Annotated in this window: 27 protein-coding genes and 1 CRISPR repeat array (1 of these 28 only partly in view); of the genes, 21 read left to right on the top strand and 6 right to left on the bottom strand. The window is 37.0% G+C overall.

All coding sequences use genetic code 11. From position 1 onward, the window contains the following. Positions 1 to 1,774: direct repeats of the CRISPR family, unit length 37 nt; unit sequence GTAGTAATAATCTAATTTCCGTGAAGGGAATTGAAAC; it begins 46 nt to the left of the window's first position. 145 nt (positions 1,775 to 1,919) lie between these two features. Beyond that, positions 1,920 to 2,546: a dihydrofolate reductase family protein gene (locus tag BHF68_RS08395; protein ID WP_084019307.1), complete on the top strand. Its 627-nt coding sequence runs from the start codon at positions 1,920 to 1,922 to the stop codon at positions 2,544 to 2,546. Positions 2,547 to 2,624: 78 nt separating this feature from the next. On the opposite strand, the gene BHF68_RS08400 is transcribed toward BHF68_RS08395, so the two are convergent. Further along, entirely contained in the window at positions 2,625 to 3,230 is a 606-nt protein-coding gene (locus tag BHF68_RS08400; protein WP_069643200.1) for a hypothetical protein, read from the bottom strand. Positions 3,231 to 3,405: 175 nt separating this feature from the next. Between BHF68_RS08400 and BHF68_RS08405 the strand changes: the two genes are divergently transcribed. The 5 genes from BHF68_RS08405 (at position 3,406) to BHF68_RS08425 (ending at position 6,912) form a co-directional block, all read left to right on the top strand. Beyond that, complete coding sequence (locus BHF68_RS08405; protein ID WP_069643201.1) at positions 3,406 to 4,146, top strand: polymer-forming cytoskeletal protein; 741 nt, start codon at positions 3,406 to 3,408, stop codon at positions 4,144 to 4,146. 18 nt (positions 4,147 to 4,164) lie between these two features. Continuing rightward, positions 4,165 to 4,815: a YhbD family protein gene (locus tag BHF68_RS08410; RefSeq protein WP_069643202.1), complete on the top strand. Its 651-nt coding sequence runs from the start codon at positions 4,165 to 4,167 to the stop codon at positions 4,813 to 4,815. After that, the gene (locus BHF68_RS08415) at positions 4,805 to 5,548 is read left to right on the top strand and encodes a hypothetical protein (protein ID WP_069643203.1); all 744 of its coding nucleotides are present in this window, start codon (positions 4,805 to 4,807) and stop codon (positions 5,546 to 5,548) included. The genes BHF68_RS08410 and BHF68_RS08415 overlap by 11 nt, the downstream gene beginning before the upstream one ends. Positions 5,549 to 5,595: 47 nt before the next feature. Then, on the top strand, positions 5,596 to 6,168 hold the full coding sequence (locus BHF68_RS08420) for a TetR/AcrR family transcriptional regulator (protein WP_069643204.1): 573 nt from the start codon (positions 5,596 to 5,598) through the stop codon (positions 6,166 to 6,168). A gap of 117 nt (positions 6,169 to 6,285) precedes the next feature. Continuing rightward, complete coding sequence (locus BHF68_RS08425; protein WP_069643205.1) at positions 6,286 to 6,912, top strand: GNAT family N-acetyltransferase; 627 nt, start codon at positions 6,286 to 6,288, stop codon at positions 6,910 to 6,912. Between the two features lie 22 nt (positions 6,913 to 6,934). Here BHF68_RS08425 and BHF68_RS08430 read toward each other — a convergent pair whose 3' ends face one another. Continuing rightward, positions 6,935 to 7,717 (bottom strand): alpha/beta fold hydrolase, encoded by a 783-nt coding sequence (locus BHF68_RS08430; RefSeq protein ID WP_069643206.1) that lies wholly within the window; start codon positions 7,715 to 7,717, stop codon positions 6,935 to 6,937. A gap of 14 nt (positions 7,718 to 7,731) precedes the next feature. Next, positions 7,732 to 8,304 (bottom strand): TetR/AcrR family transcriptional regulator, encoded by a 573-nt coding sequence (locus BHF68_RS08435; protein ID WP_069643207.1) that lies wholly within the window; start codon positions 8,302 to 8,304, stop codon positions 7,732 to 7,734. A 236-nt stretch (positions 8,305 to 8,540) separates the two neighbouring features. On the opposite strand from BHF68_RS08435, the gene BHF68_RS08440 reads away from it, so the two are divergent. The 14 genes from BHF68_RS08440 (at position 8,541) to recQ (ending at position 22,694) form a co-directional block, all read left to right on the top strand. Then, positions 8,541 to 9,227, top strand: a complete 687-nt coding sequence (locus tag BHF68_RS08440; protein ID WP_069643208.1) for a TetR/AcrR family transcriptional regulator — start codon at positions 8,541 to 8,543, stop codon at positions 9,225 to 9,227. Between the two features lie 21 nt (positions 9,228 to 9,248). After that, positions 9,249 to 10,127, top strand: coding sequence for an alpha/beta fold hydrolase (locus tag BHF68_RS08445; protein WP_069643209.1), 879 nt, complete (start codon positions 9,249 to 9,251; stop codon positions 10,125 to 10,127). 22 nt (positions 10,128 to 10,149) lie between these two features. Further along, positions 10,150 to 10,839 (top strand): hypothetical protein, encoded by a 690-nt coding sequence (locus tag BHF68_RS08450; protein ID WP_069643210.1) that lies wholly within the window; start codon positions 10,150 to 10,152, stop codon positions 10,837 to 10,839. After that, positions 10,832 to 12,016: a serine hydrolase domain-containing protein gene (locus BHF68_RS08455; protein ID WP_069643211.1), complete on the top strand. Its 1,185-nt coding sequence runs from the start codon at positions 10,832 to 10,834 to the stop codon at positions 12,014 to 12,016. The genes BHF68_RS08450 and BHF68_RS08455 overlap by 8 nt, the downstream gene beginning before the upstream one ends. A 66-nt stretch (positions 12,017 to 12,082) precedes the next feature. Then, positions 12,083 to 12,433 carry a DUF3796 domain-containing protein gene (locus BHF68_RS08460; protein WP_069643212.1) on the top strand — a complete coding sequence of 117 codons (351 nt, stop codon included), beginning with the start codon at positions 12,083 to 12,085 and terminating at the stop codon, positions 12,431 to 12,433. Between the two features lie 18 nt (positions 12,434 to 12,451). Next, the gene (locus BHF68_RS08465) at positions 12,452 to 12,661 is read left to right on the top strand and encodes a helix-turn-helix transcriptional regulator (RefSeq protein WP_069643213.1); all 210 of its coding nucleotides are present in this window, start codon (positions 12,452 to 12,454) and stop codon (positions 12,659 to 12,661) included. A 68-nt stretch (positions 12,662 to 12,729) separates the two neighbouring features. Beyond that, on the top strand, positions 12,730 to 13,194 hold the full coding sequence (locus BHF68_RS15570; protein ID WP_069643214.1) for a glycine zipper domain-containing protein: 465 nt from the start codon (positions 12,730 to 12,732) through the stop codon (positions 13,192 to 13,194). Positions 13,195 to 13,205: 11 nt separating this feature from the next. After that, positions 13,206 to 14,105 carry an ABC transporter ATP-binding protein gene (locus tag BHF68_RS08475; RefSeq protein ID WP_069643215.1) on the top strand — a complete coding sequence of 300 codons (900 nt, stop codon included), beginning with the start codon at positions 13,206 to 13,208 and terminating at the stop codon, positions 14,103 to 14,105. Continuing rightward, the gene (locus tag BHF68_RS08480) at positions 14,098 to 15,351 is read left to right on the top strand and encodes an ABC transporter permease (RefSeq protein WP_069643216.1); all 1,254 of its coding nucleotides are present in this window, start codon (positions 14,098 to 14,100) and stop codon (positions 15,349 to 15,351) included. Before BHF68_RS08475 ends, BHF68_RS08480 begins: the two co-directional genes overlap by 8 nt. Positions 15,352 to 15,438: 87 nt before the next feature. Then, positions 15,439 to 15,657, top strand: a complete 219-nt coding sequence (locus BHF68_RS08485; protein WP_069643217.1) for a DUF1129 family protein — start codon at positions 15,439 to 15,441, stop codon at positions 15,655 to 15,657. A gap of 103 nt (positions 15,658 to 15,760) precedes the next feature. Beyond that, positions 15,761 to 16,858 carry an HD domain-containing phosphohydrolase gene (locus BHF68_RS08490; protein ID WP_069643218.1) on the top strand — a complete coding sequence of 366 codons (1,098 nt, stop codon included), beginning with the start codon at positions 15,761 to 15,763 and terminating at the stop codon, positions 16,856 to 16,858. Then, the gene (locus tag BHF68_RS08495; RefSeq protein WP_069643219.1) at positions 16,859 to 19,762 is read left to right on the top strand and encodes a response regulator; all 2,904 of its coding nucleotides are present in this window, start codon (positions 16,859 to 16,861) and stop codon (positions 19,760 to 19,762) included. 30 nt (positions 19,763 to 19,792) lie between these two features. Next, positions 19,793 to 20,440 (top strand): GyrI-like domain-containing protein, encoded by a 648-nt coding sequence (locus BHF68_RS08500; protein ID WP_069643220.1) that lies wholly within the window; start codon positions 19,793 to 19,795, stop codon positions 20,438 to 20,440. A gap of 4 nt (positions 20,441 to 20,444) precedes the next feature. Then, on the top strand, positions 20,445 to 22,694 hold the full coding sequence (recQ, locus tag BHF68_RS08505; protein ID WP_084019309.1) for a DNA helicase RecQ: 2,250 nt from the start codon (positions 20,445 to 20,447) through the stop codon (positions 22,692 to 22,694). Positions 22,695 to 22,777: 83 nt separating this feature from the next. On the opposite strand, the gene BHF68_RS08510 is transcribed toward recQ, so the two are convergent. Genes BHF68_RS08510 through BHF68_RS08520 form a run of 3 tightly spaced genes read right to left on the bottom strand, consistent with a single transcriptional unit; the run spans position 22,778 to position 24,586 of the window. Continuing rightward, positions 22,778 to 23,524, bottom strand: a complete 747-nt coding sequence (locus BHF68_RS08510; protein ID WP_069643221.1) for a hypothetical protein — start codon at positions 23,522 to 23,524, stop codon at positions 22,778 to 22,780. Next, positions 23,518 to 24,219, bottom strand: a complete 702-nt coding sequence (locus BHF68_RS08515; RefSeq protein WP_069643222.1) for an ABC transporter ATP-binding protein — start codon at positions 24,217 to 24,219, stop codon at positions 23,518 to 23,520. The genes BHF68_RS08510 and BHF68_RS08515 overlap by 7 nt, the downstream gene beginning before the upstream one ends. After that, positions 24,212 to 24,586 (bottom strand): GntR family transcriptional regulator, encoded by a 375-nt coding sequence (locus BHF68_RS08520; protein ID WP_069643223.1) that lies wholly within the window; start codon positions 24,584 to 24,586, stop codon positions 24,212 to 24,214. Before BHF68_RS08520 ends, BHF68_RS08515 begins: the two co-directional genes overlap by 8 nt. Positions 24,587 to 24,981: 395 nt before the next feature. Between BHF68_RS08520 and BHF68_RS15840 the strand changes: the two genes are divergently transcribed. Next, on the top strand, positions 24,982 to 25,077 hold a 96-nt coding region (locus BHF68_RS15840; protein WP_141706230.1), incomplete at its 3' end, for a LuxR C-terminal-related transcriptional regulator.

The raw sequence follows: 25,077 nt of genomic DNA on the forward strand, positions 1-25,077 counted from the left end.
ACCCCTGCCATAGAATTATTTATTATTGTAGTAATAATCTAATTTCCGTGAAGGGAATTGAAACTTATCCCTGCCTTTCAACCGTTTTGCATAACCAACTATCGTAGTAATAATCTAATTTCCGTGAAGGGAATTGAAACTTTTATCCACTGGCTTATTCACCCTTTCTGTATTGCACGTAGTAATAATCTAATTTCCGTGAAGGGAATTGAAACGTTACCTTTACCATAAGACAAAGCACCATCAAAATGTAGTAATAATCTAATTTCCGTGAAGGGAATTGAAACTATTAGATAAAGCTGTACTTTTTCCTGATCCTGATTCCGTAGTAATAATCTAATTTCCGTGAAGGGAATTGAAACTCGTCTTGTATTTTGTTGTATATTTCTGCTACTAAAGTAGTAATAATCTAATTTCCGTGAAGGGAATTGAAACACGAATCCAGTTGAGCAGCTTGTTAAGTATCTTGAAATATTGTGTAGTAATAATCTAATTTCCGTGAAGGGAATTGAAACTTTGACGCTGACCAATGCCTGAGAAAAATGCACATGTAGTAATAATCTAATTTCCGTGAAGGGAATTGAAACGTCAAGAATGGTCTTTGGAATTCGTATAACTCATAGGTAGTAATAATCTAATTTCCGTGAAGGGAATTGAAACGGATAGATTGACATCGCCAATGCAGCTACGCTTGCAAGCGTAGTAATAATCTAATTTCCGTGAAGGGAATTGAAACAGCGGTAACTCGATACTATATGTACCATTACCTTTAAGTAGTAATAATCTAATTTCCGTGAAGGGAATTGAAACGACCACTATGTAGCACTTGGATTTAAACATGCTAAAGCTAGTAGTAATAATCTAATTTCCGTGAAGGGAATTGAAACCTACTAAGCTTCGCCTTGCTACGAAAAGCACTATAAACTGGTAGTAATAATCTAATTTCCGTGAAGGGAATTGAAACAGATTGATGTCTTTTTCAAGCATCCCCCTCCCTGTTGTAGTAATAATCTAATTTCCGTGAAGGGAATTGAAACAACACTCATGACAACCTCTCCTCTCTTTTTTTACGTAGTAATAATCTAATTTCCGTGAAGGGAATTGAAACAATGCAAGCTCTGCTACTTTTCCTTTTTGCCTTAAGGTAGTAATAATCTAATTTCCGTGAAGGGAATTGAAACTTTAAGTTTTTTACTTTTTCCTCTAAGTTGCCAGGTATGTGTAGTAATAATCTAATTTCCGTGAAGGGAATTGAAACGCCCAAGCGTCGATTTTCTTTGTTAATTCTTTAGGTAGTAATAATCTAATTTCCGTGAAGGGAATTGAAACGCTCGACAGATGCCAATATTTAGTTCCTCGCAAATCATGTAGTAATAATCTAATTTCCGTGAAGGGAATTGAAACTCACACGCTATGATAAACTGATGACCTAATACATTCGTAGTAATAATCTAATTTCCGTGAAGGGAATTGAAACATCGTTTGCCCTGTATCACGTCCACCCAACATGCGAGGTAGTAGTAATAATCTAATTTCCGTGAAGGGAATTGAAACACATCAAGATTAAAGCAATTAAACCTATCTTTTTCATGTAGTAATAATCTAATTTCCGTGAAGGGAATTGAAACAATGCAGCCCCACCATGATAAAACTCGTCTATATTGTAGTAATAATCTAATTTCCGTGAAGGGAATTGAAACCTTTATGATTGTAATGATGCCTGGATGGTAACGAATAGTAGTGATAATCTAATTTCCGTGAAGGGAATTGAAACTCGTCGAAGTGTCCTTTCGATAGACCTTTTGCTGTCATTGTAGTAATAATCTAATTTCCGTGAAGGATGTATTCGCTAATCTAAAGTTGAGCTATTAGCAATTTCTGTTTGTGAACAACTTGTTATTAAAATTATTTAAGGAGAGATGAGCTATAGAAAAGAAAATCGTTTTTGCAGACGTAGACATGAGTTTGGATGGTTGTATGCTGGAGCTAACAGTAGTAAAGATAATCCGCTGGGGGACGGCGGGGAAAAACTTATTTGGTATGGAGACGATGTAAATACGGAGCAGATTCTGAAGAGCTCGGGAAAGTATAATATTAACGCTAGGATTCTCCATGAGTCAGATTTAGCCCATGGAGCTGTTATCATGGGTAGAAGGACTTTTGATATATCTATAGACCAATGGGGAGAAAATCCACCCATACATAAGCCTTGTTTTGTAATAACTAGTACCCCAACTAAAGCAATAATTAAAGATGGAGGGACGAGCTTCACTTTCGTTACTGGTGGTATTGAAGAAGCACTGATGCTAGCTAAAGAAGCGGCTGGTGAACGTGGCGTATGTGTTATGGGGGGAGCGAATATTATTCGGCAGTTTATGCAGAATGGTTTTTTGGACGAATTGCATATCCATCTAAGGCCAGTGCTTTTAGGGGAAGGAATCCGTTTGTTTGAAAATTTAGAAGTTGCAAAAATTGGTCTGAAAAAATTGAAGACTATCGATACAACGGAAGTAACGCACTTCTATTACGGTTTTCAAAGAACGTAATAGTAGCCTTGAATCTCAACTGATATACTATAGAACTGCTGCAAGGCGAACAAGTAATTTCGCTTTGCAGCAGTTTATCTATTGGGCTTCGCGTGCATTATGTGCTTGAAGTATACCATGCTTGAATTTTTCTAATAATGTCATGCTATTTTTGTATACTTCATAGGTATTGTATGGCTTTGAGAATTCTACCAAGTCTATCATTTTGTCAACAAGTTCTATATAAGAGAAGTCTTCTTGATTAAAATAGTTGTTAAATGTTTCTATAGCAAATAATTCAGATTTAGGCCTCCCTGTCTCTAGTATTGATCTATATGCTCCTGACTCTATTAAAAATAGTATTCGAGCTCTTGAAATTAACATCCTTTTTTCTAGATCACTTAAATTATCAAAAGCTTCTTTAACTTCCTCAGGGGCAGATTCTGGTGGGAAAATAATTTTACTTAATGTGCTTTGATTTGATGCTGCTTCTTCGATTTTCAAAGCTTCATCTGAATTAATCTTATATTTCGCTGAGTCAATCGAATTTGTTTGTTCTGCCTTTGCTGATTGTCGTTTCTGATTCAGAACATCCTGAAAGTTGTCCTGATTTTCTGCTTTGTTTTTCTCATATCGTTCCTTCCGTGCTATGGTTGGATAGTTTTGTTGGGTGCTCGACACTAAATGATTGGAAATGCTACTCATTTCTAACTTACCACCTTTCTGTTAGTTAACTATAGCCATTATCGGCCGCAATCTCCAAAAATTAACTATATTACTAAATTTATTTGCTGCTTTTTTTAGCATTTACAACGTAACAGTGTTATGTTACAATCAAATCAACGAAACACACTACATTTAGAAAACGGAGGTATAGAGTATGGATAATCAAAAGAAATTTGATTTGACAATATCAGGTGTTGGCAATTCCTTAGGTGGAACGTTCGGTAGAGTTCTGATTGGTGGAGTGGGAAAAATAAACGGTGATGTTGAATGCGATGACTTTGTCATAGATGGTGTTGGAAGAGTTGAAGGGAGTGTCAATACAAAAACGGGCAGGGTAGACGGTGAAGCGAAGATAAATGGAGGGTTACAGGCAGAGCGCTTTACGGTAGATGGAAGTGCAAGATTTGGCGGCGATATTAAAGCGACAAGCCTTACTTTTGAAGGAATGGTTAATGTTGATGGCAGCGTCGAAGCGGACACGATTGAGAATGAAGGGATTATTAAAATCAAAGACGATTGTAGCTCTGAAAGCTTTATCTCAAGAGGTGCTTTTAAGATAGGTGGATTATTGAATGCTGGTAAAGTCGATGTGAAGCTCTATGCCTCATGCAAGGCGAAAGAAATTGGTGGTGAAACGATTGAGGTTCGCAAAGGTCAGTCTTTTAGTATCTTGGAATTTATAAAATCCATCATTCCGCTAATGGATTACTATGAAGGGCTTAGTAGTGAAACTATCGAAGGTGACGAAATTTATTTAGAGCATACGAAAGCGAAAGTGGTTCGTGGTAACAATGTTACGTTAGGCGCAGGTTGTGAAATCGAACTAGTAGAATATAAAGGACAATTTGAGATGTCAAACTCATCAAAGGTAAAGACCCATAGGAAACTAAGCTAAATTGAAGGAGGTAAGAGGATGGATCAAGAGCTAATATCGAAAAAAGACTTGTTGGAGTTAACTGGAATATCCTATGGTCAGCTATATCGCTGGAAACGGAAAAACTTAATTCCTGAGGACTGGTTTATTAGAAAGTCTACTTTTACTGGGCAAGAGACCTTTTTTCCAAAAGATAAAATCCTTGCAAGGGTTGCAAAAATTATGGATATGAAAGAAGATTTATCACTCGATGATTTGGCAAATATTTTTTCTGCCAATTTGACAGGTGTAATTTTAAGAAACCAAGATATCCTTGCTCATGGCATTGTAAGTGAAAAGGCGATAGAAGTCTACCAAGAGGAACTTGGAGAAATGGATGGCTACAGCTTCGATAAAATTCTTTCTATATACGTATTAGATAAATTGCTGCAATCAGGGGAAATCAGCTTAGCAGAAAGCAAGAATTTGTTGCGGACTATGAATGAGCATTATCAAAAATTTGCAGGCAAACAATGTGAGCTTATATGTATACGTAAAATGGGGACTACCGTATTTTGTTTAACACTAAATCAGAATGACATATATTTCGAGAGTGCTGCAAAGGTAGTTGTTAGGCTGGCGCTAGCGAATTGCATTGAAGAATTAAAGATTAAAGTAGAAGCTTTGAGGGGGATGGAGCATGGAAGCTAATCAAAGGAAAAACCTACATTTAACTGGAGACGGTACGGCGGCAGGTGGGCATTATAATAAAGTAAAAATAATTGGTGAAGCAATTATTAACGGTGATGTTGATTGTATTAGTTTGAAGACAACAGGAACCTGCGAGGTACAAGGTAGCTTAAAGACGACAAAGGCGAAGATAACTGGAACGACACGAATTAAGGGAGATTTGCACGCAGAAAAACTAAAAATTGTCGGAGATATTGACGTCGATAATAATGCCAATGTAAAAGAACTAGATATTAAAGGCGAAATTAGGATAAGTGGTAATGCAACTGTAGAGAACGCGAATATACTTGGATTACTAGATATTAAAGGAGACTGTAACACGGAAACATTCAAAGTTAAAGGACCCTTTCAGGTTGGTGGATTATTAAATGCTGGTGAAATTGACTTGGAGCTACACTCTACCTGTAATGTTAAGGAAATTGGTGGAGGTACTATACGTATAAAGCGTGGTACAGATATGATTTTGAAAAAAATGATAAAATTATTATTTATGCCAAAGGATTTCTACCAAGGACGACTAGTGACGGACAGTATAGAAGGCGATGATATTTATATAGAACACGTGAAGGCAAAGGTTGTACGTGGAACTAACATTGAGATTGGACCAGGATGCGAGATAGATTTACTTGAATATAGAGGAACAATAAAGCAGCATAAAGATTCCGCAAATAACCCTTTACAAAAGAAAATATAAATGATACTATATGAATGAATAAAATAATATTCATTCAGGAGAGTGCCATGGAACATATAAAAGCAGATATATTACAAGCGGGCAAAGAGCTTTTTAGCGAAAAGGGTTTTAAAGACACGTCGGTGTCTGACATTACTAAAGCTGTTGGCATCGGGGTAGGATCTCTATATAAATACTACTCGTCCAAGGAACAGCTCTTTGCAGAAATTTTCTTTGCTGAGGGGGATAGTTTAAAAAGAAGCATTTTTGATAAACTTGATTTAGATGATGAGCCAGTTAAAGTAAGTAAACAAATCGTTCAAGAAATATTTACCGGAGTCCGTTCTAATCCAATCTTAATGGAATGGTATAACCTAGACACATTTATTAAGATAAACAAAAAGCTTGATTTAGACGAGACAGGCAAAGAGCATCATGATTTTTCCTATAGATTTTTTATTGATTTAATAGAAATGTGGAAAGACAAAGGGAAGATTAGAAAAGATTTTGACTCGAATTTGATTCTAGCATTTTTCAACTCTCTGCAATATATTGATTTACATAGGGAAGAAATAGGTGAGCAGTACTTCCCTGAGTTTTTTGATTATATGGTAGAGTTTATCGTGCGCGGGTTAGAGTAGCATTAAAACTGCGCATGAATTTTTTTAAGTTCGTATGAATGAATATTAAATTATTCATTCATAAAGTGTGCAAAAATAAAAAAATAAATTTGTCTAAATAAGATGGAGGTAATAATTATGATACGTATTGAAATGGTTAATAAGAATGTGAGTCAAATGGAAATGGCAGCAAAGGTGTTTGCTAGAGCATTTCAACAGGAGGGAATTAATAGGTATGTATACGATTTTTCTAATGAAAAAATTGAAGCTTTATTAGAGAAGCATATATTTGAGGACTTGATTTTTAACATGAAGAATAACGGCTACTCTTTGTTAGTCGCCTTACAGGATGACGAGGTAGTGGGAGCGGCATTAATTAAAAAGCATATGGAAGAAAAGAAGCCGCTAATAAATAAGGTCAAAGAAGTCCTCAGAAAAATACGGATTTCATTGCCGCTGGTTGTGCATATGAAAATCAGAAACACGATTAAACTAGCAAAGGGTGTATCTTTAACCAATAAACTGGAATCAAATCATATAATTCTTTCGGCACTTGCAGTATTTCCAGAACATCAAGGAAAAGGGATAGGAAAATTACTATTAGCTGAAGTGCATAGGATTAGTAATGACTCAGGGGCACCTGGAACATATTTGTACACAGCCGACGAAAAAAATAAGCGTCTATACGAACGCTTAAAGTATAAGTTGATTGAAAATAAAGCTGCTGGTGAATTAACAATACACCATATGTATAGAACGAACTAAAGAACTCAAGGGATTTGAATGATTATACAGTTTTTAAAAACGCTAATAACACGGCGTTAAAATCATCTGGGTTATCCTGATTCGCAATATGACGTGCGTTTTGAATAACAGCAAGCTGACTGTTTGAGCTGCTTTCGTGCCATTTAATACAATTCTTTTTGATGAAGTTCATTTCCTGATCCCCATAAGTAATAAGCATTGGCTGTGCTAGGGGACTAGGAAGCCCTTCAACCATGTCATTAAGCATTTCTTTTGTTAAATGAGTAACTACTGCTTTCCCTGTTTTGGATGCGACTTCTTCCATATAACGCTTGGTTTCAGGAGCGAGTGCTCTATGCTCGGCAAATGCTTTATACATGGCCTTAGGGGGATATAGACCGATATATAGTGATACTAGAGGTTTAAGAGCTTTTAATAAGCCTGTGACACTCGGGTAGATAGAACCGCCTCCAATATGAACGGTTGCTGAGACTCTATTTGGATACATCGAAGCTGCCCGTTGCGTCACGAAGCTACCCAAGGACAATCCAGCCCAGACGGCTTTGTTAATCTGTAGTTCATCCAATATTTCTATCATCAATTTGACAGAAGTTTTTGAGAAAGACAGCGAAGTGTCTATAGGGCTTGATTTGCCATGGAAGGGAAAATCCCAAACAATGACCTGATAGGATTCCTTTAACGCCTCGACCTGAGCATCAAAGGTGTGATGATCCATAGACACCCCGTGGGAAAAGATTATAGTCGGGGCATTCGCTTTGCCATGGACTTCGTAATACACTGTTCCTAGTTCTGATTTTAAATACATAATAATTAAACCTCCTAATGTTTCATAAGGGCATGCTTGATAAAATCATAATAGCTTTCTAAAAACAACTCAGCTTCTGCTTGGTTGTCGAATGGATACATTTTCGGGAGGGCTTCGCCAAGTTGCAGGAGCAATGAAATTGTATACTTGACATTAAGGCTTCTTAATTCTTTCGTCAGTATGCCAGCTTCTAATATTTGCTCACAGATGGCAATAGCTCTGTTCTTTCTGTACGCATATATCTGCTCCCATATGAAGGGTATTTCCATCATATCTTGATAAAAGGCCTGTGAGTATTTTCTGTGTGACTCTATACTAAAAGAAAAGAGATAATGAAGTTTGTCGACAGCAGATGGAATGCTATTTAAATTCGATTCTAATAGGTTATAGTGTTTGTCTGTGATGTCAGTAACAATATGAATAAAGAGCGCTTCTTTGGAGTCGAAATGCTTATAAATTGTTACCTTACTAATGCCAGCATAAGCGGCAATTTCATCAATAGATACATTCTTATATCCGCGCTTGATAAATAATTCTTCTGCCTTCTGTAATAATCTCTGGTATTTCAATTCACTTTGCTTACCCATGCAATCATCCTTTTATAAAATGAACTATTGTACGATAATAGTTCAAAGTTATTAGATTAGTTTATTCTACAATAAGCTATAGGGTTTGTAAACACATACTTTAACTAACGATTGTTAGTGTAAATGTTGACTAAACTAATGTTTGTTAGTATTATTTAGATGATTATCAAGTTAGACCGAGCTTAAATGTTAGACCTCGCTTTATAGTTATAGGGGAAATAAAGGAGAAAAACATTATGGAAAGAAACGATAAAGATATCAATATAGTAAGTAATAGAACCAGTGGAGAGAACATAATGGTCGTGGCAAAAAGGAAAAAGGGCAAAGAAACGCAAGAAAAGATTTTACGGGTAGCGGCGGAGTTGTTTGCATTGAGAGGGTATGATGCTGTGACGATGCGAAACATTGCTGCAGCCGTCAAAATAAAAGAAAGCTCGATTTATAATCACTTCGATAGCAAGCAGGCGATAAGGGCAGCTTTATTTGAACAGTTTTCGCTAAAGATGAATAGTTCAAGGATTTTAGGTGGTGAGTTTGAAGGACTGTTATTACTGAAGGATGCCGAGAAAATACTACAGCACATGATAGTTCGTTTTGGACAGTCAATAGATAGCACACTAGATCACATTGCGACAATTGTATTTGTCGAGAGGTTTCGAAACAAGCAAGCGGCCGACTTGTATTACTCATTGGTTATCGAAGAGCAAGTTAATTACTATACAAGGGTATTTCAACGTTTGCTTGATGAAGGGCTGCTCCCAGCAGTAAATGTAGATGCCAAAGACATGGCAAAACTGTATAACAACATTCTAGTGACACTAGCAAATGAATATGCTATGGCGAGTAATGGTATGGTTGAACCATCTGTTGTGATAAAGAAAATGATTGATTCGGTGCATTTTTTTGTGAAGCAATACAAGTAAAAATGTGATAGGGGTAAGGGCATGGATACAATTTACAAAACAAAACATGGAGAAAACATAGTAAAAGATTTATATAATCAACAAGTTGAGAGCCTTGGAGTAGGATATGAAGATATCTTTGTGGAAACAAGATTTGGAAAAACGCACATTTTAAAAGTGGGAAACCCAGATGCGACACCGATCTTGCTATTTCACGGTGGGAATAGCACAGCTGCATATTCATTAAAGCAGAACTTGCATTTAATTGAAGATTTTTTAGTATATGCACCTGATACTATTGGACATCCTGGCAAAAGCGATCAAAAGGTTTTATCATCAAATACACTTGAATATGGCGAATGGGCATCAGATGTCATTGACTCCCTAGGATTTGAAAAAATTATCTGCATTGGGGAGTCCTTTGGTGGTGGTATTGTAGCTAAGCTTATGTGCGTATCCCCTGAAAAGATTTCAAAAGCAATACTACTGGTACCAGCAGGTATATATAATGCTTCAAAATCAAAGCTTATTTTTAGCATGGGAATTCCAATGATGATGTATATAGTAACAAAGAAAGAAAAATGGTTTGAGAAAGCATTTTTACCTATGACAACACATGGGGAAGCGATTGATAAAGATACATTGGAGATGATTCGCACAAGCTTTCATTATGTTAAAGTTAATCCTAATATGCCAAGTAATATTAAAAAAGAGGATATAAAGAATTACCAGGCACCCACATTATTGCTTGCTGGCGAAAAAGACGTATTATTTCCAGGTGAAAAAGTAATTAATCGAGCTAAAGAAATAATGCCTAATCTTGAAACGCATCTTTTGCAAGAGTGTGGTCATTTGTATTTTTCTTCAGATAAGAGAAAGCAATATATAAAGAGAATAATAAATGATTTTTTATCTAAATAGTCGAGAAAAGAGTTGATGGTTAATGAGTAAAGCGTCAACAGTCAAAACGATAGTGTCGAATGGCAATGCGTTATTGTCTGCTGGTATTTTTTTTACGGTTATCATTGTGCTTTGGCCGATATTGATGGTTATGTCTGAAGTACAAGGTACTACGCAGGAACAGTTAATGACGATTGCTGATAGTCCAAGGGTATATACAATCAATTTTGCCGTTGCATCCTTGATTGCCCCTGCAATTACATGGATTATGTTACTCTTGGCATTCGGAATAAAAACGAAAAAGGATACACCATTTCTTAATCGGTTTGGTGCTCTGTTGCTAGCGCCGTACGTCACACTAGTAAGCTTGGCGTATACATCGCAGTATACGTTGCTACAAAGTTTATTGCGTGAGGGAGATTGGATGCAAGCAAAGCTCTGGTTTTTTGATAACCAGGGTTCGATACCGTATTTCGCCAATCAATTGGGATATACTTTTTTTGCGTTAAGTGCCCTTATGATTGGTTATAAATTTTTATTGGAACAAGGGATACTTAAGGCAATTGGGTATTTGTTATGGGCATCTGGAGTGTTGTCAATTGCGGCTTTCGTTGGGCTTGCTATTAATAATGACATTATGAACTCTAGCACCATTATTAGTGGTCTATTAACTGTTCCTATTGGAGTCCTTGTAATGGTACTTGGTTGGAGGCGAGGTCGAGAGCATGACTAAGAAACAAATTAAGATTTTTGGAGAGGTAGCACCTGGCTTTGAAGAAGTAAAGATAGAATTTGAAAAGAACTTCTACGAACGAAAGGAGCTAGGGGCTGCCTGTGCAGTTTACTATAAAGGACAAAAGGTAGTCGATCTCTGGGGTGGGTATAAGAAAGAGAATCAGCCCTGGGAGCATGATACGATGGCGGTACTCTTCTCAGCGACGAAAGGCATCGCTTCCGTCGTCTTAGCAAAATTACATTCAGAAGGATTACTAGATTACGAGGAAAAGATAGCTACGTATTGGCCCGAATTTGCCCAAAATGGAAAAGAAAATATCACAGTGAAGCAATTGTTATCCCAGCAAGCAGGCCTAGTGCTTCTAGATGAAAAGCTAGATATTACGGAACTGCACGATTTTGACAAGACAGCGAAAATAATTGCTAGAGCAAAACCGTTATGGACCCCAGGAGAATATCAAGGGTATCAAGCGACTACCATTGGATTTTATTTAGGAGAAATAGTTAGGCGAGTTGATAGAAAAAAACGGACCTTAGGTGTGTATTTTCATGAGGAAGTCGCGAAGCCATTAGGGTTAGATATCCATATTGGGCTACCAGACACAATTACAGATAAACAACTAGCGGACATCGAGATGGTGAATCCGTTATTGGCGATTTTTAATATTCGCAAGATGCCTGCTGGAATAAGGAAAGCTATGCTAAATATCCATTCACCTTTTGTCAAATCTATGACATTGGTGAGGGGATATGACCCTAATAAAAGGGCGACTTGGCGAGTAGAGCAGCCCTCTGGTAATGGAATTGCGACAGCTAGGTCGTTAGCAAGCTTATATGGGATGCTGGCGAACGGTGGAGCGGAGCTAGGGCTAGCAGCCAAAACATTTGACTACTTAAATGCTTCTCCTGAACAACCAAAGAACGGTTTTCTTGACAAGGTAATGAATATAGAGACTCGCTATGGTGTTGGTTTTATGAAGCCTGATTCGACATTTTCGTTTTCTGATAACCCTAAAGCCTTTGGCTTTTTAGGGGCAACAGGCTCCTTTGCCTTTGCAGATCCCCAAAGAAAAATTGGCTATGCTTATATTACCAAGAAGATGGGTTATTACGGAGTCAATGACCCGAGGGAAAAAAGTGTACGTGAAGCAATGTATAAAGCAAACTTGACATAACAACAGACTATGTTATATATTTATAATATAAAGTTAAAAATATATAACATAGAGGAGTGAAAACCTATGTATTTAAATAATAAGCTGGGTTACTTAGGTCTTTTAGGATTTATAGGACTTATAGGACTTTCAGGCAATTATTATTTCTTTGGCTTCTTTGGCTTTTTTGTATACTTTAAGTACTTCAAGGTGATTCCTGACGAATTATTCAAGGAAAATGTCCGAAAAGCAGCAACGCCTAGCTTTTTTGTTAGTATTTTTGTGTCAGTTTTGGTTGCTAGTTATGGATCTACTCTTAAAGATGTCTCTACTCAAGAGCTATCACAATACTTTGCAACAGGCCTTGCTATCAATTTTGCACTTCCAATTTTTGTTTTCACGGTAATTCTAGTTTATCTAGAAGTTTCTGAAAATTAAAGATGGTGGTGAAGAATAATGGCATTGCAAACAAAAATTAGAGAATACCGCGCCAAATATAATATGAAGCAAGAAGAGCTAGCTGCTAAGGTCGGTGTAAGACGGGAGACGATAAGTCACTTAGAGAAAGGGAAATACAACCCGTCATTAAAGCTAGCTTTTGATATAGCTAACGTTTTCAATACAACTGTAGACGAACTATTTATTTTTGTTGACGATGAATCGTAAACAAATCTTTGTATATAAAGTGTTGCACATGAATAACTGTAAATGGACGTTATAATGGGGTGATTTTAATGCTTCAAGAGAAAGTAGAGCGAATTCTAACGGATTTGGATGAAATAAAGAAAAGGGTAGGGGAGAAACAGGCGAAAGCTCTTGATATAGAACAACTGGAGCGGGTGATTAAAAGGTTAGCATCCTTCGCAGATGTTTGCAAAGAATGTGAAACACATTTAGGAGATTTAAAGTTAGAAATAGAACAATTAACTCAACGTCAAGAACAGTTTGAAAAATTAATGTTTAAAGAGTTACTGCACAAGAAGAATGGAGCAATCGCTCATCTGCAAAAAGAGCATAAATTAGTTACTGAAAATTATTATATGAGCATTTACATGTCTATCGGTATGAGTTTTGGATTGATTTTTGGCATGCTTCTACTTGATAACCTTGCATTAGGATTGCCTATTGGTTTATCTATAGGTCTAGCAATTGGAGTTGGAATGGATGCAGATGCCAAGAAAAAAGGGCTAACAATATAGGAGGGGCACAAGTGGTTTTAAAACTAGAGAACGTATCTAAAAAGTTTAAAAATTTTACAGCGGTTGATGACTTATCAATCAGCATACCAGAAAAAGAGATGTTTGGTTTTCTCGGAGCAAATGGTGCTGGGAAAACGACAACGTTCCGTATGATATTAGGGATATTAAATCCAACACATGGAAAGATTACTTGGAATGACGAGCCAATTAACTATTCTACTAGTCCACAAATCGGGTATCTTCCTGAAGAAAGAGGACTGTACCCAAAGCTAAATGTTAAAGATCAAGTAATCTACCTAGCAAGGCTACGGGGTATGCAAAAACAGGACATCTTACAAGAATTAGATTACTGGTTGGAGCGTTTTAAAATATCAGATTACCTTAATAAAAAAGTAGAAGAGCTATCAAAGGGTAATCAACAAAAAATTCAATTAATTACGGCTATTATCCACAAACCAAAGCTTTTAATTTTAGATGAGCCTTTTAGTGGATTGGATCCAGTAAATGTAGAAATGCTAAAAAGCGCTGTATTAGAAATGAAGAATAATGGAACGACGATTGTGTTTTCAAGCCACCAGATGAATCATGTAGAAGAAATGTGTGAGCATCTTTGCATTATGCACCATGGTAAGCCAGTAGTTCACGGGTCATTGAAAGATATTAAACGCTCGTTTGGCAAGAAGAATTTAATAATTCATGGCGATTTTGATATGGAGTTCTTAACTAACTATTCAGGTGTAACAAAGGTTAAAAAGACCACTGAAGGGTTGCATTTGCAGATTATTGGTGAACACGTAGCTGAGAAAATCTTACAGGACATTGTAGGTAAAGGCTTCATTAGCAAGTTTGTACTTGAAGAGCCTTCTTTAAATGATATCTTCATAGAGAAAGTAGGTGCTTCATATGAATAACTTCTTTATAATCTTGATGCATACGTACAAGAGCAAGGTAAAATCAAAACAATTTATAATTAGTACACTAGTAACGCTAGCAATTATGATTGGCTTAACAAATATACCAAATATAGTAGAGTTTTTTGATAGAGATAAAGAAGCAGATAAGATTGCTGTTATAGATGAAGCTAATTTGTTCTTTGATGCGCTAGAGCAGTCAATAGTTAGTGATAGTATTGAGTTAGTTAACTACGAGGCAGGAGAACAGAATGCTCAATCAGATGTTGAACAGGGGATATTTAGGGGACTATTGATTTTAACAGCGGACGATAACGACCTACCTTTGGCGACATATAAATCTATGACAATGAGTAATTGGACAATACCAAATGAGCTACAAAACAGCTTACAGCAGATAAAAACTCAACTTGCAGCATCACAAATAAATCTAACTGCAGAGCAACTAGATAAACTTTATGAGCCTATTCAGTTCGAACAAGTAGCTTTAGCAGAAAATGCTAGAACAGAACAGGAGTTAAATCAAGCTAGAGGCCTTGTATATGTATTGCTGTTCGTAATCTACTTTGCAGTAATTATGTATGCTAGTATGATCGCAATGGAGGTGGCGACGGAGAAATCTTCCCGGGTAATGGAGATTTTGATATCTAGTGCATCGCCAACCCAGCATATGTTCGCGAAAATACTCGGAGTTGGGATGTTAAGCTTGACTCAATTGACGTTGATTCTAGGTGTGGGGTATTTTTCAATAAGTCAAAATCTTTCTGCACTTGAAGGTGGCTTTTTCGAAGTATTCGGATTCAATAATATAGCACCAATGACTATTATGTACGCAGTTATTTTCTGTATATTAGGATACTTCCTATATGCAACATTAGCGGCGTTCTTAGGATCATTAGTTAGTAGAATCGAAGATGTACAACAAATGATTACACCGATGACACTTTTAATCATTGCTGGTTTTATGATTTCGATGATTGGCTTAAGTACTCCAGAAGCTACATTTATTACAATAACATCGTATATTCCGTTCTTTACACCGATGATCATGTTTATGCGTGTGGGCATGCTTAACCTGCCTGTTTGGGAGCCGATGGTAGGGATTGGAATTCTAATAGGAACAATTATTATCTTAGCTGTTTTTGGCGCTAGAGTATATAAAGGCGGAGTATTAATGTACGGTAAGCCTAGCTTCTTCAAGAACATCAAAGAAGCATTACAATTCTCAAAGGACGAAACAAAATAGAATAATAGCAACAAAATGAAATAGAATCCTAGTAAAAAAACAAAAATTAACCAGCTATCATGTATTGCAAGATAGCTGGTTTTTTGCATGTTAGCCGTTAAATTTACAGGTGTTAATTTAAAGTACTATGAAGATATGCTTATCTACATTCGCTTTTCTTATAACAAATCAGATCAAGAGGTAGAAGAAGTCTTATCAGAATTACTAGACCACTTATTAGATGCGCAAGCTGAAGGGAAAACAGCATATGAAGTTTTTGGAGATGAGCCGAAGAAGTATGCTGCATATAACAAGAAAAAGGATTGAGAAGGATTAATTCATCCACTATTTTAAGTAAATCAGAATATTCTATCATTTAGTATTAAGTGGTGGTATAATTTACTATTATAAGGTAATTGGGAGTGTTGTCATGGTATCAAAAATCTTAATTGTTGATGACTCCAGCACAGATCGCTTGATTATTTCGGGTATGTTGTATGATTATGATATCGTAACTGCTTGCGATGGTCGAGAAGCTATGCAGTTGATTGCAAAAGATCCACACATAGACCTGATGATTCTCGATTTGAATATGCCTATAATGAACGGATTTGAAGTACTTAATGAAATAAAAAGAAATCCTGCGTATAAAGAGATTCGAACAATCATCTTAACAAACTCAGATGAAGTTGACAACGAAGTAAAGGGTTTGAAATTAGGTGCGGTTGACTACATCAGGAAGCCATTAAATATAGAATCACTACGAATTCGAATTGATATCCATCTCCGTTTAAAAGATGCTCAAAGAAAAATGGAACAAGACAACGAGCGACTGGATGCTATGGTGGCGAAAAAAACCAGAGAGTTAGTTGCTACGAGAGACATTACAATCCATGCACTGGTTGGATTGTTAGAGGTTCGAAATGTTGAATCGAGCAATCACACGATACGGACTAAGAAAATTATGAGAGTGCTTTGTAGACATTTGCAAAAGAAGGAAGCGTATCGGGACATCTTGACAGATGAATATATAAACGAATTGGTGACTACGACGCCACTTCACGATATTGGGAAAGTAGGCATCCCAGATCGAATTTTACTAAAGCCTGATAGACTTACAGATGAAGAGTATACAATCATGAAAAAACACGTTGTTTATGGAGTACAAGCATTGAAAGATGAGATACACGATGAGAAGGATATTCCAAGCTTTATTAAAACAGCTATCGAAATTGCAGGCTCTCATCACGAAAAATTTGATGGAACAGGCTATCCCCTAGGTTTATCTGGAGAATCAATTCCACTTCCAGGCAGACTCATGGCAATCATTGATGTGTATGACGCACTTATGAGCAAGCGTGTATATAAGCCTGCTTATGACAGTTCGCGTACGATTCAATATATTACAGAGCAAAGCGGAAAGCACTTCGACCCAGCTATAGTGCAGGGGTTTTTGGAAGTAAAGGATGAGATTATCGCTATTTCACTAGAACACATACAAGAAGAGTTGTTGGAGGAGGCGTATTAAATGCGCAAGCTCTTATTAGTAGTAACAATTACTTGTATTTTAATTATCAGTTCATCTGCTCTCGATGCAACAGGCTCTTCAATCCAGTGGACTGAACAAGAAATCGAATTTATGGATAATAATCCTGTAATTAGACTCGGAGTTGATCCAGCGTTTGTGCCCTTCGAATTTATTGATGCAGATGGAGAATATAAGGGAATTACGGCCGAATATATTCAGTTGGTTCAAGAAAGAACGGGTTTGGTTATTGAGGTAGTCAGTGGCTTAACATGGACAGAAGCATATGACAAAGCTCTTGCTGGTGATATTGATGTACTTCCTGCAGTAGCCAAAACATCTGAACGGGAACAACACTTTTTGTTTTCCAATCGATACTATAATTTCAAGAGAGTCATTGTAACAATGGATACAAACAATTATATAAAAGGGATTCACGACTTGGAAGGATTAATGGTTGCTGTCCAGAGAAATAGCTCTCATCATAGCTATCTACTTTCATATCCAGGAATCAATCTTAGTTTATATGATTCAGTGGAAGAAGCATTAACGTCTGTAGCCGATGGCACTGAAATTGCTTTTGTCGGTAATCTAGCGACCACCAATTACTTGATTCGCTCCACTGCATTAACCAATTTAAAGTTTACTGCCTTTGATACGGAACAGCAGCAAGGGTTATACTTTGCTGTCAGGAAGGACTGGCCAGAACTTATTGGTATTTTGAATAAGGCGTTAGCAACAATAACAGAAGCAGAGAGAATAGCCATACATAATAAATGGATTGGTTTAGAAACAGAAATCGATTATAGTCCGATTATTCGCATCATTGCTGGAGTCGGATTTTTTATATTGCTTATTTGGTTGGTATCTGTTTATTGGATATATCAATTGCGCAAAGAAATAATAAAACGAAAGGCAATTCAAGTAGAATTAGAACAGGCGAAGCGAGAAGCAGAAATAGCCAATGATTTTAAATCAAACTTTATGGCGAGGATGTCACACGAGATTAGAACGCCTCTGAACGCCATAACAGGCATGGCGTACCTGCTAAAAAAAACTAATGTGTCACTTACACAGAAAATGTATATCGAACGAATTCGACAAGCTTCAAATACTATGTTAGGCATTATTAACGACATCTTAGACTTTTCAAAGATAGAAGCTGGAAAAGTTGATTTAGAGATTGTATCTTTTAACTTAGACGAGGTTATAAAGGATGTAATCGCAATTGTTTCTTATAAAATAGAAGAACAAGGTATCGGACTAAGGGTCACAAAAGATCCTAATGTTCCGACTTGGCTTTACGGTGATCAAAAACGAATTGAGCAAATTCTATTAAATATTCTTAACAATGCTGCAAAATTCACATCAAATGGTGAAGTATCATTAGATGTTCGCCTGATGGCTAAGGAATCAAACATACATCACTTGTCGTTTTCTATCAAAGATACAGGGATAGGCATGTCTGAAGCTCAAGTGAAACAGCTCTTCTTACCATTTTCCCAAGCTGACTCTAGTATTAATCGGCGATTTGGGGGGACAGGGCTGGGGCTGTCTATTGTGAAAAGCTTTGTAGATATGATGGGTGGTCAGGTACAAGTCTATAGTACAGAAGGGGAAGGTTCGACGTTTATTGTGCAGCTATCGCTAGAAATAGATAGTAAAAAAGAAAGTGAGTTTATAGAAGAAATAGCATCGGGCTATTTTGCGAATATACGAACTTTAGTATTGGAAAAGACAGGGGCAAACATGAATGTCATAGATAGCTACTTAAGTGCATTTGGCATGGGGTGTGAATTGACTTCATCCCAAGTAAGTGCAATAAGTATGCTAGAAAATGCTAACAAAAAATATGCGGAACCTTTTGATTTGTTAATACTTGACTATGATACACCTGATGAAAAAGGATTTGCCTTCATCAAAGGTGTGCGGGAAAATAAAAAGATAAAAAAAACACCCAAAATTATGCTGTTACTACCAATGAATCGGGAAGATTTACTAGATAACCTGGAGCAGTATGGCGTTGATATAGGGATTGTGAAGCCAATTATTCCGTCGATTCTATTTAATGGGATTCTAGAGTTATTTCAGTTGAGCGCAATAGCAACTAATCAAGAACTGGGTGTATGGAATGAAGGTTTCTGCAGCCCAGAAAACAATCCCTATGGAATTCTGGTGGTGGAAGATAATAAGACCAATCAATTAATAGTAGAGTCAGTGTTGAAACAAACAGGCTTTCGGGTATGGTTAGCTAATAATGGGGTAGAGGGTGTAAGTGTATACAAGAAACATAAACAAAGTATTGATCTAATCCTTATGGATCTACACATGCCTGAAATGAATGGATATGATGCGTCGCTGCAAATTAGAGAGGAGTCAGTGGAAGTGCCAATTGTGGCAATGACGGCTGATGTAGTCCAAGGAGTAAAGGAAAAATGTGAAGAACATGGAATTGGACATTATATTAGCAAACCGTTTAACCCTGAACGCTTGATTCAAGTAATTACAGAAATATTAAATATAGCAAAACGAGAGTCAAAATCTACCTCATCCCAAAACTTAGAGTCAGACTCAAATATACTAAATGAAAGCATAGGGTTACAACATATTGGCAACAACCAGCAGTTGTATGAGAAGGTTTTACAAGAATACTATAATGAGAATCAACAAACGATATATAAGCTATCTAGTGCTATAGGAAGCAAGAGATATGATGAAGCTATCCAAATTGTTCATAAATTGAAAAGTAGTACAGGAAGTATAGGGGCAATCGAATTACATAAAGTGACTATCGATCTCCAAAAGGCTTTGAAAGAAAACAAGGATGAAGAAATTGCGGCACTTTTTGCTGGTTTCCGAATTTCAATGGAAAAGCTACTAATGAGGATTAGAGAAAATCATATGTAAATTAGAATGGGTATGGGAGAAGGTAATAGCATGACAAACAAAAAAATAGATTATAAAAAAGAGTATAAAGAACTATACTTACCAAAGAACAAACCGATGCTAATTGAAGTGCCGTCTATGGATTTCATTATGGTTGACGGCACGGGAGATCCAAACAACAACCCAGAATTCGAGCATGCAGTAGAAGTGCTTTACGGTCTGTCTTATACAATAAAAATGAGTCACAAGAAAGGACAACAGCCTCCAGGGTATTATGAGTATGTAGTTCCGCCGCTTGAAGGTTTATGGTGGATTGAGGAAGGGACATTTTGTTTGACAGAACGGGACAATTGGAAGTGGACAGTGATGATTAGACAACCTGAATTCGTCAATGAAGAAGTCTTTCAATGGGCATGCAAAGAATTAGAAAAGAAAAAACCTGAATTAAAACTAGAATTAGCGCGATTTGAATCCTTTGCAGAAGGACTCAGCGTTCAGATGATGCATATAGGTCCATACTCTACGGAGCCAGAAACGGTGGAGATTATGACTGAATATATCAAGCAGCAGGGGCTTATCGACTGCGTTGGTATTGAGGGTGGCAAGCACCATGAAATCTATATTTCTGATCCAAGAAAGAGCAAACCAGAGTCAATGAAAACTGTACTGCGCCATCCAGTGAAACGGGCAAGGGGTTAAATATATGCTTAAAGAACAAGTATTAAAGCAATATTTTGGTTATGACAGCTTCCGTGAAGGGCAGGAAGAATTAATTAACCAAACACTTCAGGGCAATGATATTATAGGCATTATGCCGACTGGAGCGGGGAAATCATTATGTTTCCAAGTGCCAGCACTTATGCTGGAAGGCATTACCATCGTCATATCACCGCTGATTTCTTTAATGAGAGATCAAGTGCAGGCCCTGATTGCTAGTGGAGTTTCTGCAGCCTTTATTAACTCGTCTTTAAACTATAATCAAACACTTAAAGCATTGGAAAATGCAAAGGCAGGCAAATATAAAATAATTTACGTGGCACCTGAACGCCTAGAAACACCTGAGTTTCATAGTTTTGCCATGAATGCACGTATAGCAATGGTGACGGTTGACGAAGCCCATTGTGTATCTCAATGGGGTCAGAATTTCCGACCGAGTTATTTAAAGATTCGTGACTTCATCAATGAATTAGCAGAAAGACCTATAGTAGCAGCATTTACAGCGACGGCTACTAAAGAAGTAAAACAAGACATTGAAAACCTGTTGAGTTTGCATAATCCTTTCGTTATGGCGACAGGCTTCAACCGAGAAAACCTTTACTTTGAAGTGCAAAAACCTACAGACAAGTACAAGGCAGTTATTCAATACTTACAAAACAATCCAAACCGCAGTGGTATCATATACTGTTCGACTAGAAAAGCAGTCGAAGAGGTATATGAGCGCTTAAGTAATGATCAGTATGAAGCGACTCAGTATCACGCAGGTTTGTCCGAAAATGAACGCACTAAGAATCAGGATGATTTTCTTTATGACAGGAAAACCATCATGGTGGCAACGAATGCCTTTGGCATGGGGATTGATAAGAGCAATGTATCCTTTGTCATTCATTACAATATGCCGAAGAACATCGAAAGTTATTACCAAGAAGCTGGGAGAGCGGGACGCGATGGTACTGCGGCAGATTGTATCTTGCTCTATGGTGGACAAGATGTGATAACCAATCAATTTTTAATTGATCAAAACAATGAAAATAATGAATTAGACAGTGCGTTTGCAGACCAAATCAAAGAAAAAGAACGCGAACGATTGAAGCAAATGACATACTACTGCCATACCTTTAACTGCTTACGAGAGTACATACTGAAATATTTTGGAGAGTATACCCATAGCAGCTGCGGTAATTGCAGCAGTTGTAACACGAACTATGAAGAAGTTGATATCGTTGAAGATGCCCAGAAAATTCTATCCTGCATCATCAGAATGGGCGAACGTTATGGTGTGAAAATGGTAATAGATACATTGCGCGGTAGTAAGGCAGCGAAAATCATAAGACTAGGACTAGATGATATTAAAAGCTATGGAATCATGGCACACGCAAAAGAGCACGAAATCCGCGATGTTATTAACCACCTAGTGCTAAATGAATATATCTTACTGACAAACGACGAATTTCCAGTAGCCAAGGTTACGACGAAAGGTAAAGAATGGCTTCTTAATGGTGGAAAACTTACGATGAAGGCTGTCAAAAAAGATCTAAGTAAAGAAGATGCTAAAGCGCCATACAGTAAAATATTAAGTAAACAGAAAGTGCAAATCAATCAAGCGCTCTTTCAGAAGCTCAGGGATTTGCGCTATCAACTAGCACAACAGCAAAATGTACCAGCGTTCGTTGTCTTTACCGATGCAACTTTAGTTGACATGTGTCAAAAGTTACCGACCAACGACTCGGAATTTTTAGATGTCTCTGGAGTCGGCGACAAAAAGCTAGAAGCGTATGGACAAGCATTCATGGAGGTTATTCGAGACTATCAGCAGGATGAAGGAGTAAGTGATCATGGTAATTCGGACATCAATACTGACGCCGTAAGCATTATAGAAGTAAGTGATTACGTAAAATCTGAATTTGAAATATCTGAGGAACCTTTGCCGATAAGTTTGATAACCGACCGTATTAATGCGTTATTACTGCAGAAGACAGACAAGAAAGTTGTAGCTGCAAAAGTTCAAGATTATCTAATTGAGCTGGGGTATCTACAGTTAGAAACTTTAAATGAGAAGAATTTCAAGGTTGCCACGGAAAAAGGCGAGCGGATTGGCATTTCATCACTACAGAAAACAAAACAGAATGGTGAAATCTATAAGCAAAATTTTTACAACTGTACTGCTCAGAAAATGATAATTGAGCAAGTCGAAGCAGTTATAGAATACGCACAGAAAATGAGTAATAGGAAATGAGTAATTAGAAAAATGAGTAAATAGAATTTAAAAGAGGACCTCTAAAAAGTTCAATAAGAGGTCCTCGTGTTATGAGTTTAGACTTAGTTAAGGTTTAGCTTGTGCTTGATTATATATGCTGTGATTAGGAAAAAGACGAGTGCGGCTGCAGTAGAAGTTGATAGGAATAGCAACTCTGGCACAAAGCTGTGATTAGTGGAGCTTGTATCCACTCCTGCAACAGCTACATCAGTCGTTGTCGCAGGGATAGAAATCTTAAGTGCTAACCAATTATAAAAAATTATAGATGCAACTGAAACTGTAATTCCCACACCCATTCCTAGTTTTCGATTGCGAATGGCTACTGTAGATAAGGCTATACCCATGTAAATTGCAAGAATCATTGGAATGACATTTAAGTTAATTGCAACAATCCCTTTTACTGCTTCTGTGAAGTATCTCCAATTCATAAAAGCTATAACAAAGTCCATCGACACTTGAGAACGAGCCATTAATGAAACCATGATAATCGTACAAATCAGAATAAGATTAAACCATAGGACTGTTGTAATAAGTTTCGATAGCAATAGCTGATAAGGTTTAACGGGTAAAGAAAACATTAAATACCCTTCATCACCAAATAGATTCCTTTTAAAATGCTGTAATATCAGCCATACGCACATTACGCCTACTGTAAATAGTGATACACTAAAAACAAACGCAACACCTGCTTGAACAACTGTGTCATATAGATATGGCATAACAATACCAAAGGCTATAAGTATAGCTGCCATTGTTAAAAATTTTCTGTACGCAAATTGGATATCTAACTTTATTAATTTTCCTAGCATCGGAATACCTCCCTAAACAATTGATCAATTGACTGCTTATTATCTAATCGTAATGACTCAGCTTCTCCTGATAGCACAATTTCACCATCTTTTAGAAAGATAATATCGTCAAAAATAGTCTCTACATCAGAAATAATATGAGTGGACAATAGAATCGAGCTTCCATCGGCAAAATTGTTTAAAATAGTCGATAGTATAACTTCTCTAGCGGCTGGGTCGACACCGGCGATTGGCTCATCTAGAATATAGAGATTGGCACGGCGTGACATTGTAAGAACCAATAAGAGCTTTTCCTTCATTCCTTTAGACAGCTCAGATATTCGTTTATCCTCTGGTACTTTTAAAGATTCTAGTAACTCTTTTGCACGGGTAGAGTCAAAATCGGCAAAAAAGTCAGTGTAAACTTTGACGGCATCTTTAGCCTTAAGCCATTCAGGCAACGCCATTTTATCTGGTAAATAGCTTACAATACTTTTTGTTTCTATCCCTGGCATATGGCCGTCCACAAGTACGTCTCCATTATAATCAGCTATCAATCCATTAATAATTTTGATTATTGTTGTTTTCCCGCTACCATTTGGCCCAAGCAAACCTACGATTCGTCCTGGAGATATATTGAAAGAAACATTTTTTAATGCCGTTTGCTTACCGTAATTTTTATTTAGCCGAGTAATTTCTAATAAATTATCATTCATTGTCTAATTCTCCTCCATTCTCTTTAATAAACCTTTCGATTTCCTCTAATGAGCATCCGAGGGAAGCCATTTTTTCAAGAAAATCTTTTACTAATTCCTTAGTCAAATCGTTACGCAACCTATTAATCAAATCCTGATCCTTTGTGATGAAGCGTCCTGCCGTACGTTCCGTATACAGCAAACCCTCGCGCTCTAGCTCACTTAATGCTCGCTGCAATGTATTCGGATTTACTCCAAGATTCAAAGCTAACTCTCTGACAGGCAACACTTTCTCGCCAGGTTTTAACGTGCCGCTGCAAATTTCGCGCTTGAATCCATCGACGATTTGAGTGTATATCGGAAGGGCAGGGTCAAAAACTAAATTCATCTTAGCACCTCCATTGTATTATTGTATTATTGCATTATTGTATTAAGATACTAATACAATAATGCAATAATTAGTAAATGTCAATAGGCAAAAAACAAAACTTGGCATACGTTATAAAAAAAGAGCAGGTAGCTAATGTAAAAACTGATTAGCTACCTGCTCTTCAATATTCAATTTATAAGCGTGTGTTTATTGAACGAAAAAGCCAGCAATTTGCTCGTTTTCGTCAAATCAATCTCCCAATTGAGTAATATTTTAGAAATGAACCACGTGTGTACTTGAAATGAGCCACCATGTTCATCAGATAGAGCCACTATGGTCATGGCGAGAGCCACCTCTTGTATAATGGATAAATGCACCATCAGGTGCAAATCAAATACAGGAGGTCAAACCAAATGACCAAATATCGAGAAATCCTTAGGCTTAATAGTCAAGGTATGAGCCAACGCAGTATTTCATCTAGCTGCCAGTGCTCACGAAACACCGTCAAG

Source organism: Desulfuribacillus alkaliarsenatis, assembly GCF_001730225.1.
Classification (GTDB): Bacteria; Bacillota; Bacilli; order Desulfuribacillales; family Desulfuribacillaceae; genus Desulfuribacillus; species Desulfuribacillus alkaliarsenatis.

Bases quoted from the DNA above. Each gene is read 5' to 3' on its own strand.
- BHF68_RS08420 (WP_069643204.1), top strand. From the start codon at position 5,596: ATGGAACATATAAAAGCAGATATATTACAAGCGGGCAAAGAGCTTTTT.
- BHF68_RS08515 (WP_069643222.1), bottom strand. From the start codon at position 24,219: ATGAATGATAATTTATTAGAAATTACTCGGCTAAATAAAAATTACGGT.
- BHF68_RS08425 (WP_069643205.1), top strand. From the start codon at position 6,286: ATGATACGTATTGAAATGGTTAATAAGAATGTGAGTCAAATGGAAATG.
- BHF68_RS15570 (WP_069643214.1), top strand. From the start codon at position 12,730: ATGCTTCAAGAGAAAGTAGAGCGAATTCTAACGGATTTGGATGAAATA.
- BHF68_RS08520 (WP_069643223.1), bottom strand. From the start codon at position 24,586: ATGAATTTAGTTTTTGACCCTGCCCTTCCGATATACACTCAAATCGTC.
- BHF68_RS08455 (WP_069643211.1), top strand. From the start codon at position 10,832: ATGACTAAGAAACAAATTAAGATTTTTGGAGAGGTAGCACCTGGCTTT.
- BHF68_RS08405 (WP_069643201.1), top strand. From the start codon at position 3,406: ATGGATAATCAAAAGAAATTTGATTTGACAATATCAGGTGTTGGCAAT.
- BHF68_RS08400 (WP_069643200.1), bottom strand. From the start codon at position 3,230: ATGAGTAGCATTTCCAATCATTTAGTGTCGAGCACCCAACAAAACTAT.
- recQ (WP_084019309.1), top strand. From the start codon at position 20,445: ATGCTTAAAGAACAAGTATTAAAGCAATATTTTGGTTATGACAGCTTC.
- BHF68_RS08430 (WP_069643206.1), bottom strand. From the start codon at position 7,717: ATGTATTTAAAATCAGAACTAGGAACAGTGTATTACGAAGTCCATGGC.
- BHF68_RS08500 (WP_069643220.1), top strand. From the start codon at position 19,793: ATGACAAACAAAAAAATAGATTATAAAAAAGAGTATAAAGAACTATAC.
- BHF68_RS08490 (WP_069643218.1), top strand. From the start codon at position 15,761: ATGGTATCAAAAATCTTAATTGTTGATGACTCCAGCACAGATCGCTTG.
- BHF68_RS08460 (WP_069643212.1), top strand. From the start codon at position 12,083: ATGTATTTAAATAATAAGCTGGGTTACTTAGGTCTTTTAGGATTTATA.
- BHF68_RS08465 (WP_069643213.1), top strand. From the start codon at position 12,452: ATGGCATTGCAAACAAAAATTAGAGAATACCGCGCCAAATATAATATG.
- BHF68_RS08415 (WP_069643203.1), top strand. From the start codon at position 4,805: ATGGAAGCTAATCAAAGGAAAAACCTACATTTAACTGGAGACGGTACG.
- BHF68_RS08395 (WP_084019307.1), top strand. From the start codon at position 1,920: ATGAGCTATAGAAAAGAAAATCGTTTTTGCAGACGTAGACATGAGTTT.
- BHF68_RS08510 (WP_069643221.1), bottom strand. From the start codon at position 23,524: ATGCTAGGAAAATTAATAAAGTTAGATATCCAATTTGCGTACAGAAAA.
- BHF68_RS08480 (WP_069643216.1), top strand. From the start codon at position 14,098: ATGAATAACTTCTTTATAATCTTGATGCATACGTACAAGAGCAAGGTA.
- BHF68_RS08495 (WP_069643219.1), top strand. From the start codon at position 16,859: ATGCGCAAGCTCTTATTAGTAGTAACAATTACTTGTATTTTAATTATC.
- BHF68_RS08435 (WP_069643207.1), bottom strand. From the start codon at position 8,304: ATGGGTAAGCAAAGTGAATTGAAATACCAGAGATTATTACAGAAGGCA.
- BHF68_RS08410 (WP_069643202.1), top strand. From the start codon at position 4,165: ATGGATCAAGAGCTAATATCGAAAAAAGACTTGTTGGAGTTAACTGGA.
- BHF68_RS08485 (WP_069643217.1), top strand. From the start codon at position 15,439: ATGTTAGCCGTTAAATTTACAGGTGTTAATTTAAAGTACTATGAAGAT.
- BHF68_RS08440 (WP_069643208.1), top strand. From the start codon at position 8,541: ATGGAAAGAAACGATAAAGATATCAATATAGTAAGTAATAGAACCAGT.
- BHF68_RS08450 (WP_069643210.1), top strand. From the start codon at position 10,150: ATGAGTAAAGCGTCAACAGTCAAAACGATAGTGTCGAATGGCAATGCG.
- BHF68_RS08445 (WP_069643209.1), top strand. From the start codon at position 9,249: ATGGATACAATTTACAAAACAAAACATGGAGAAAACATAGTAAAAGAT.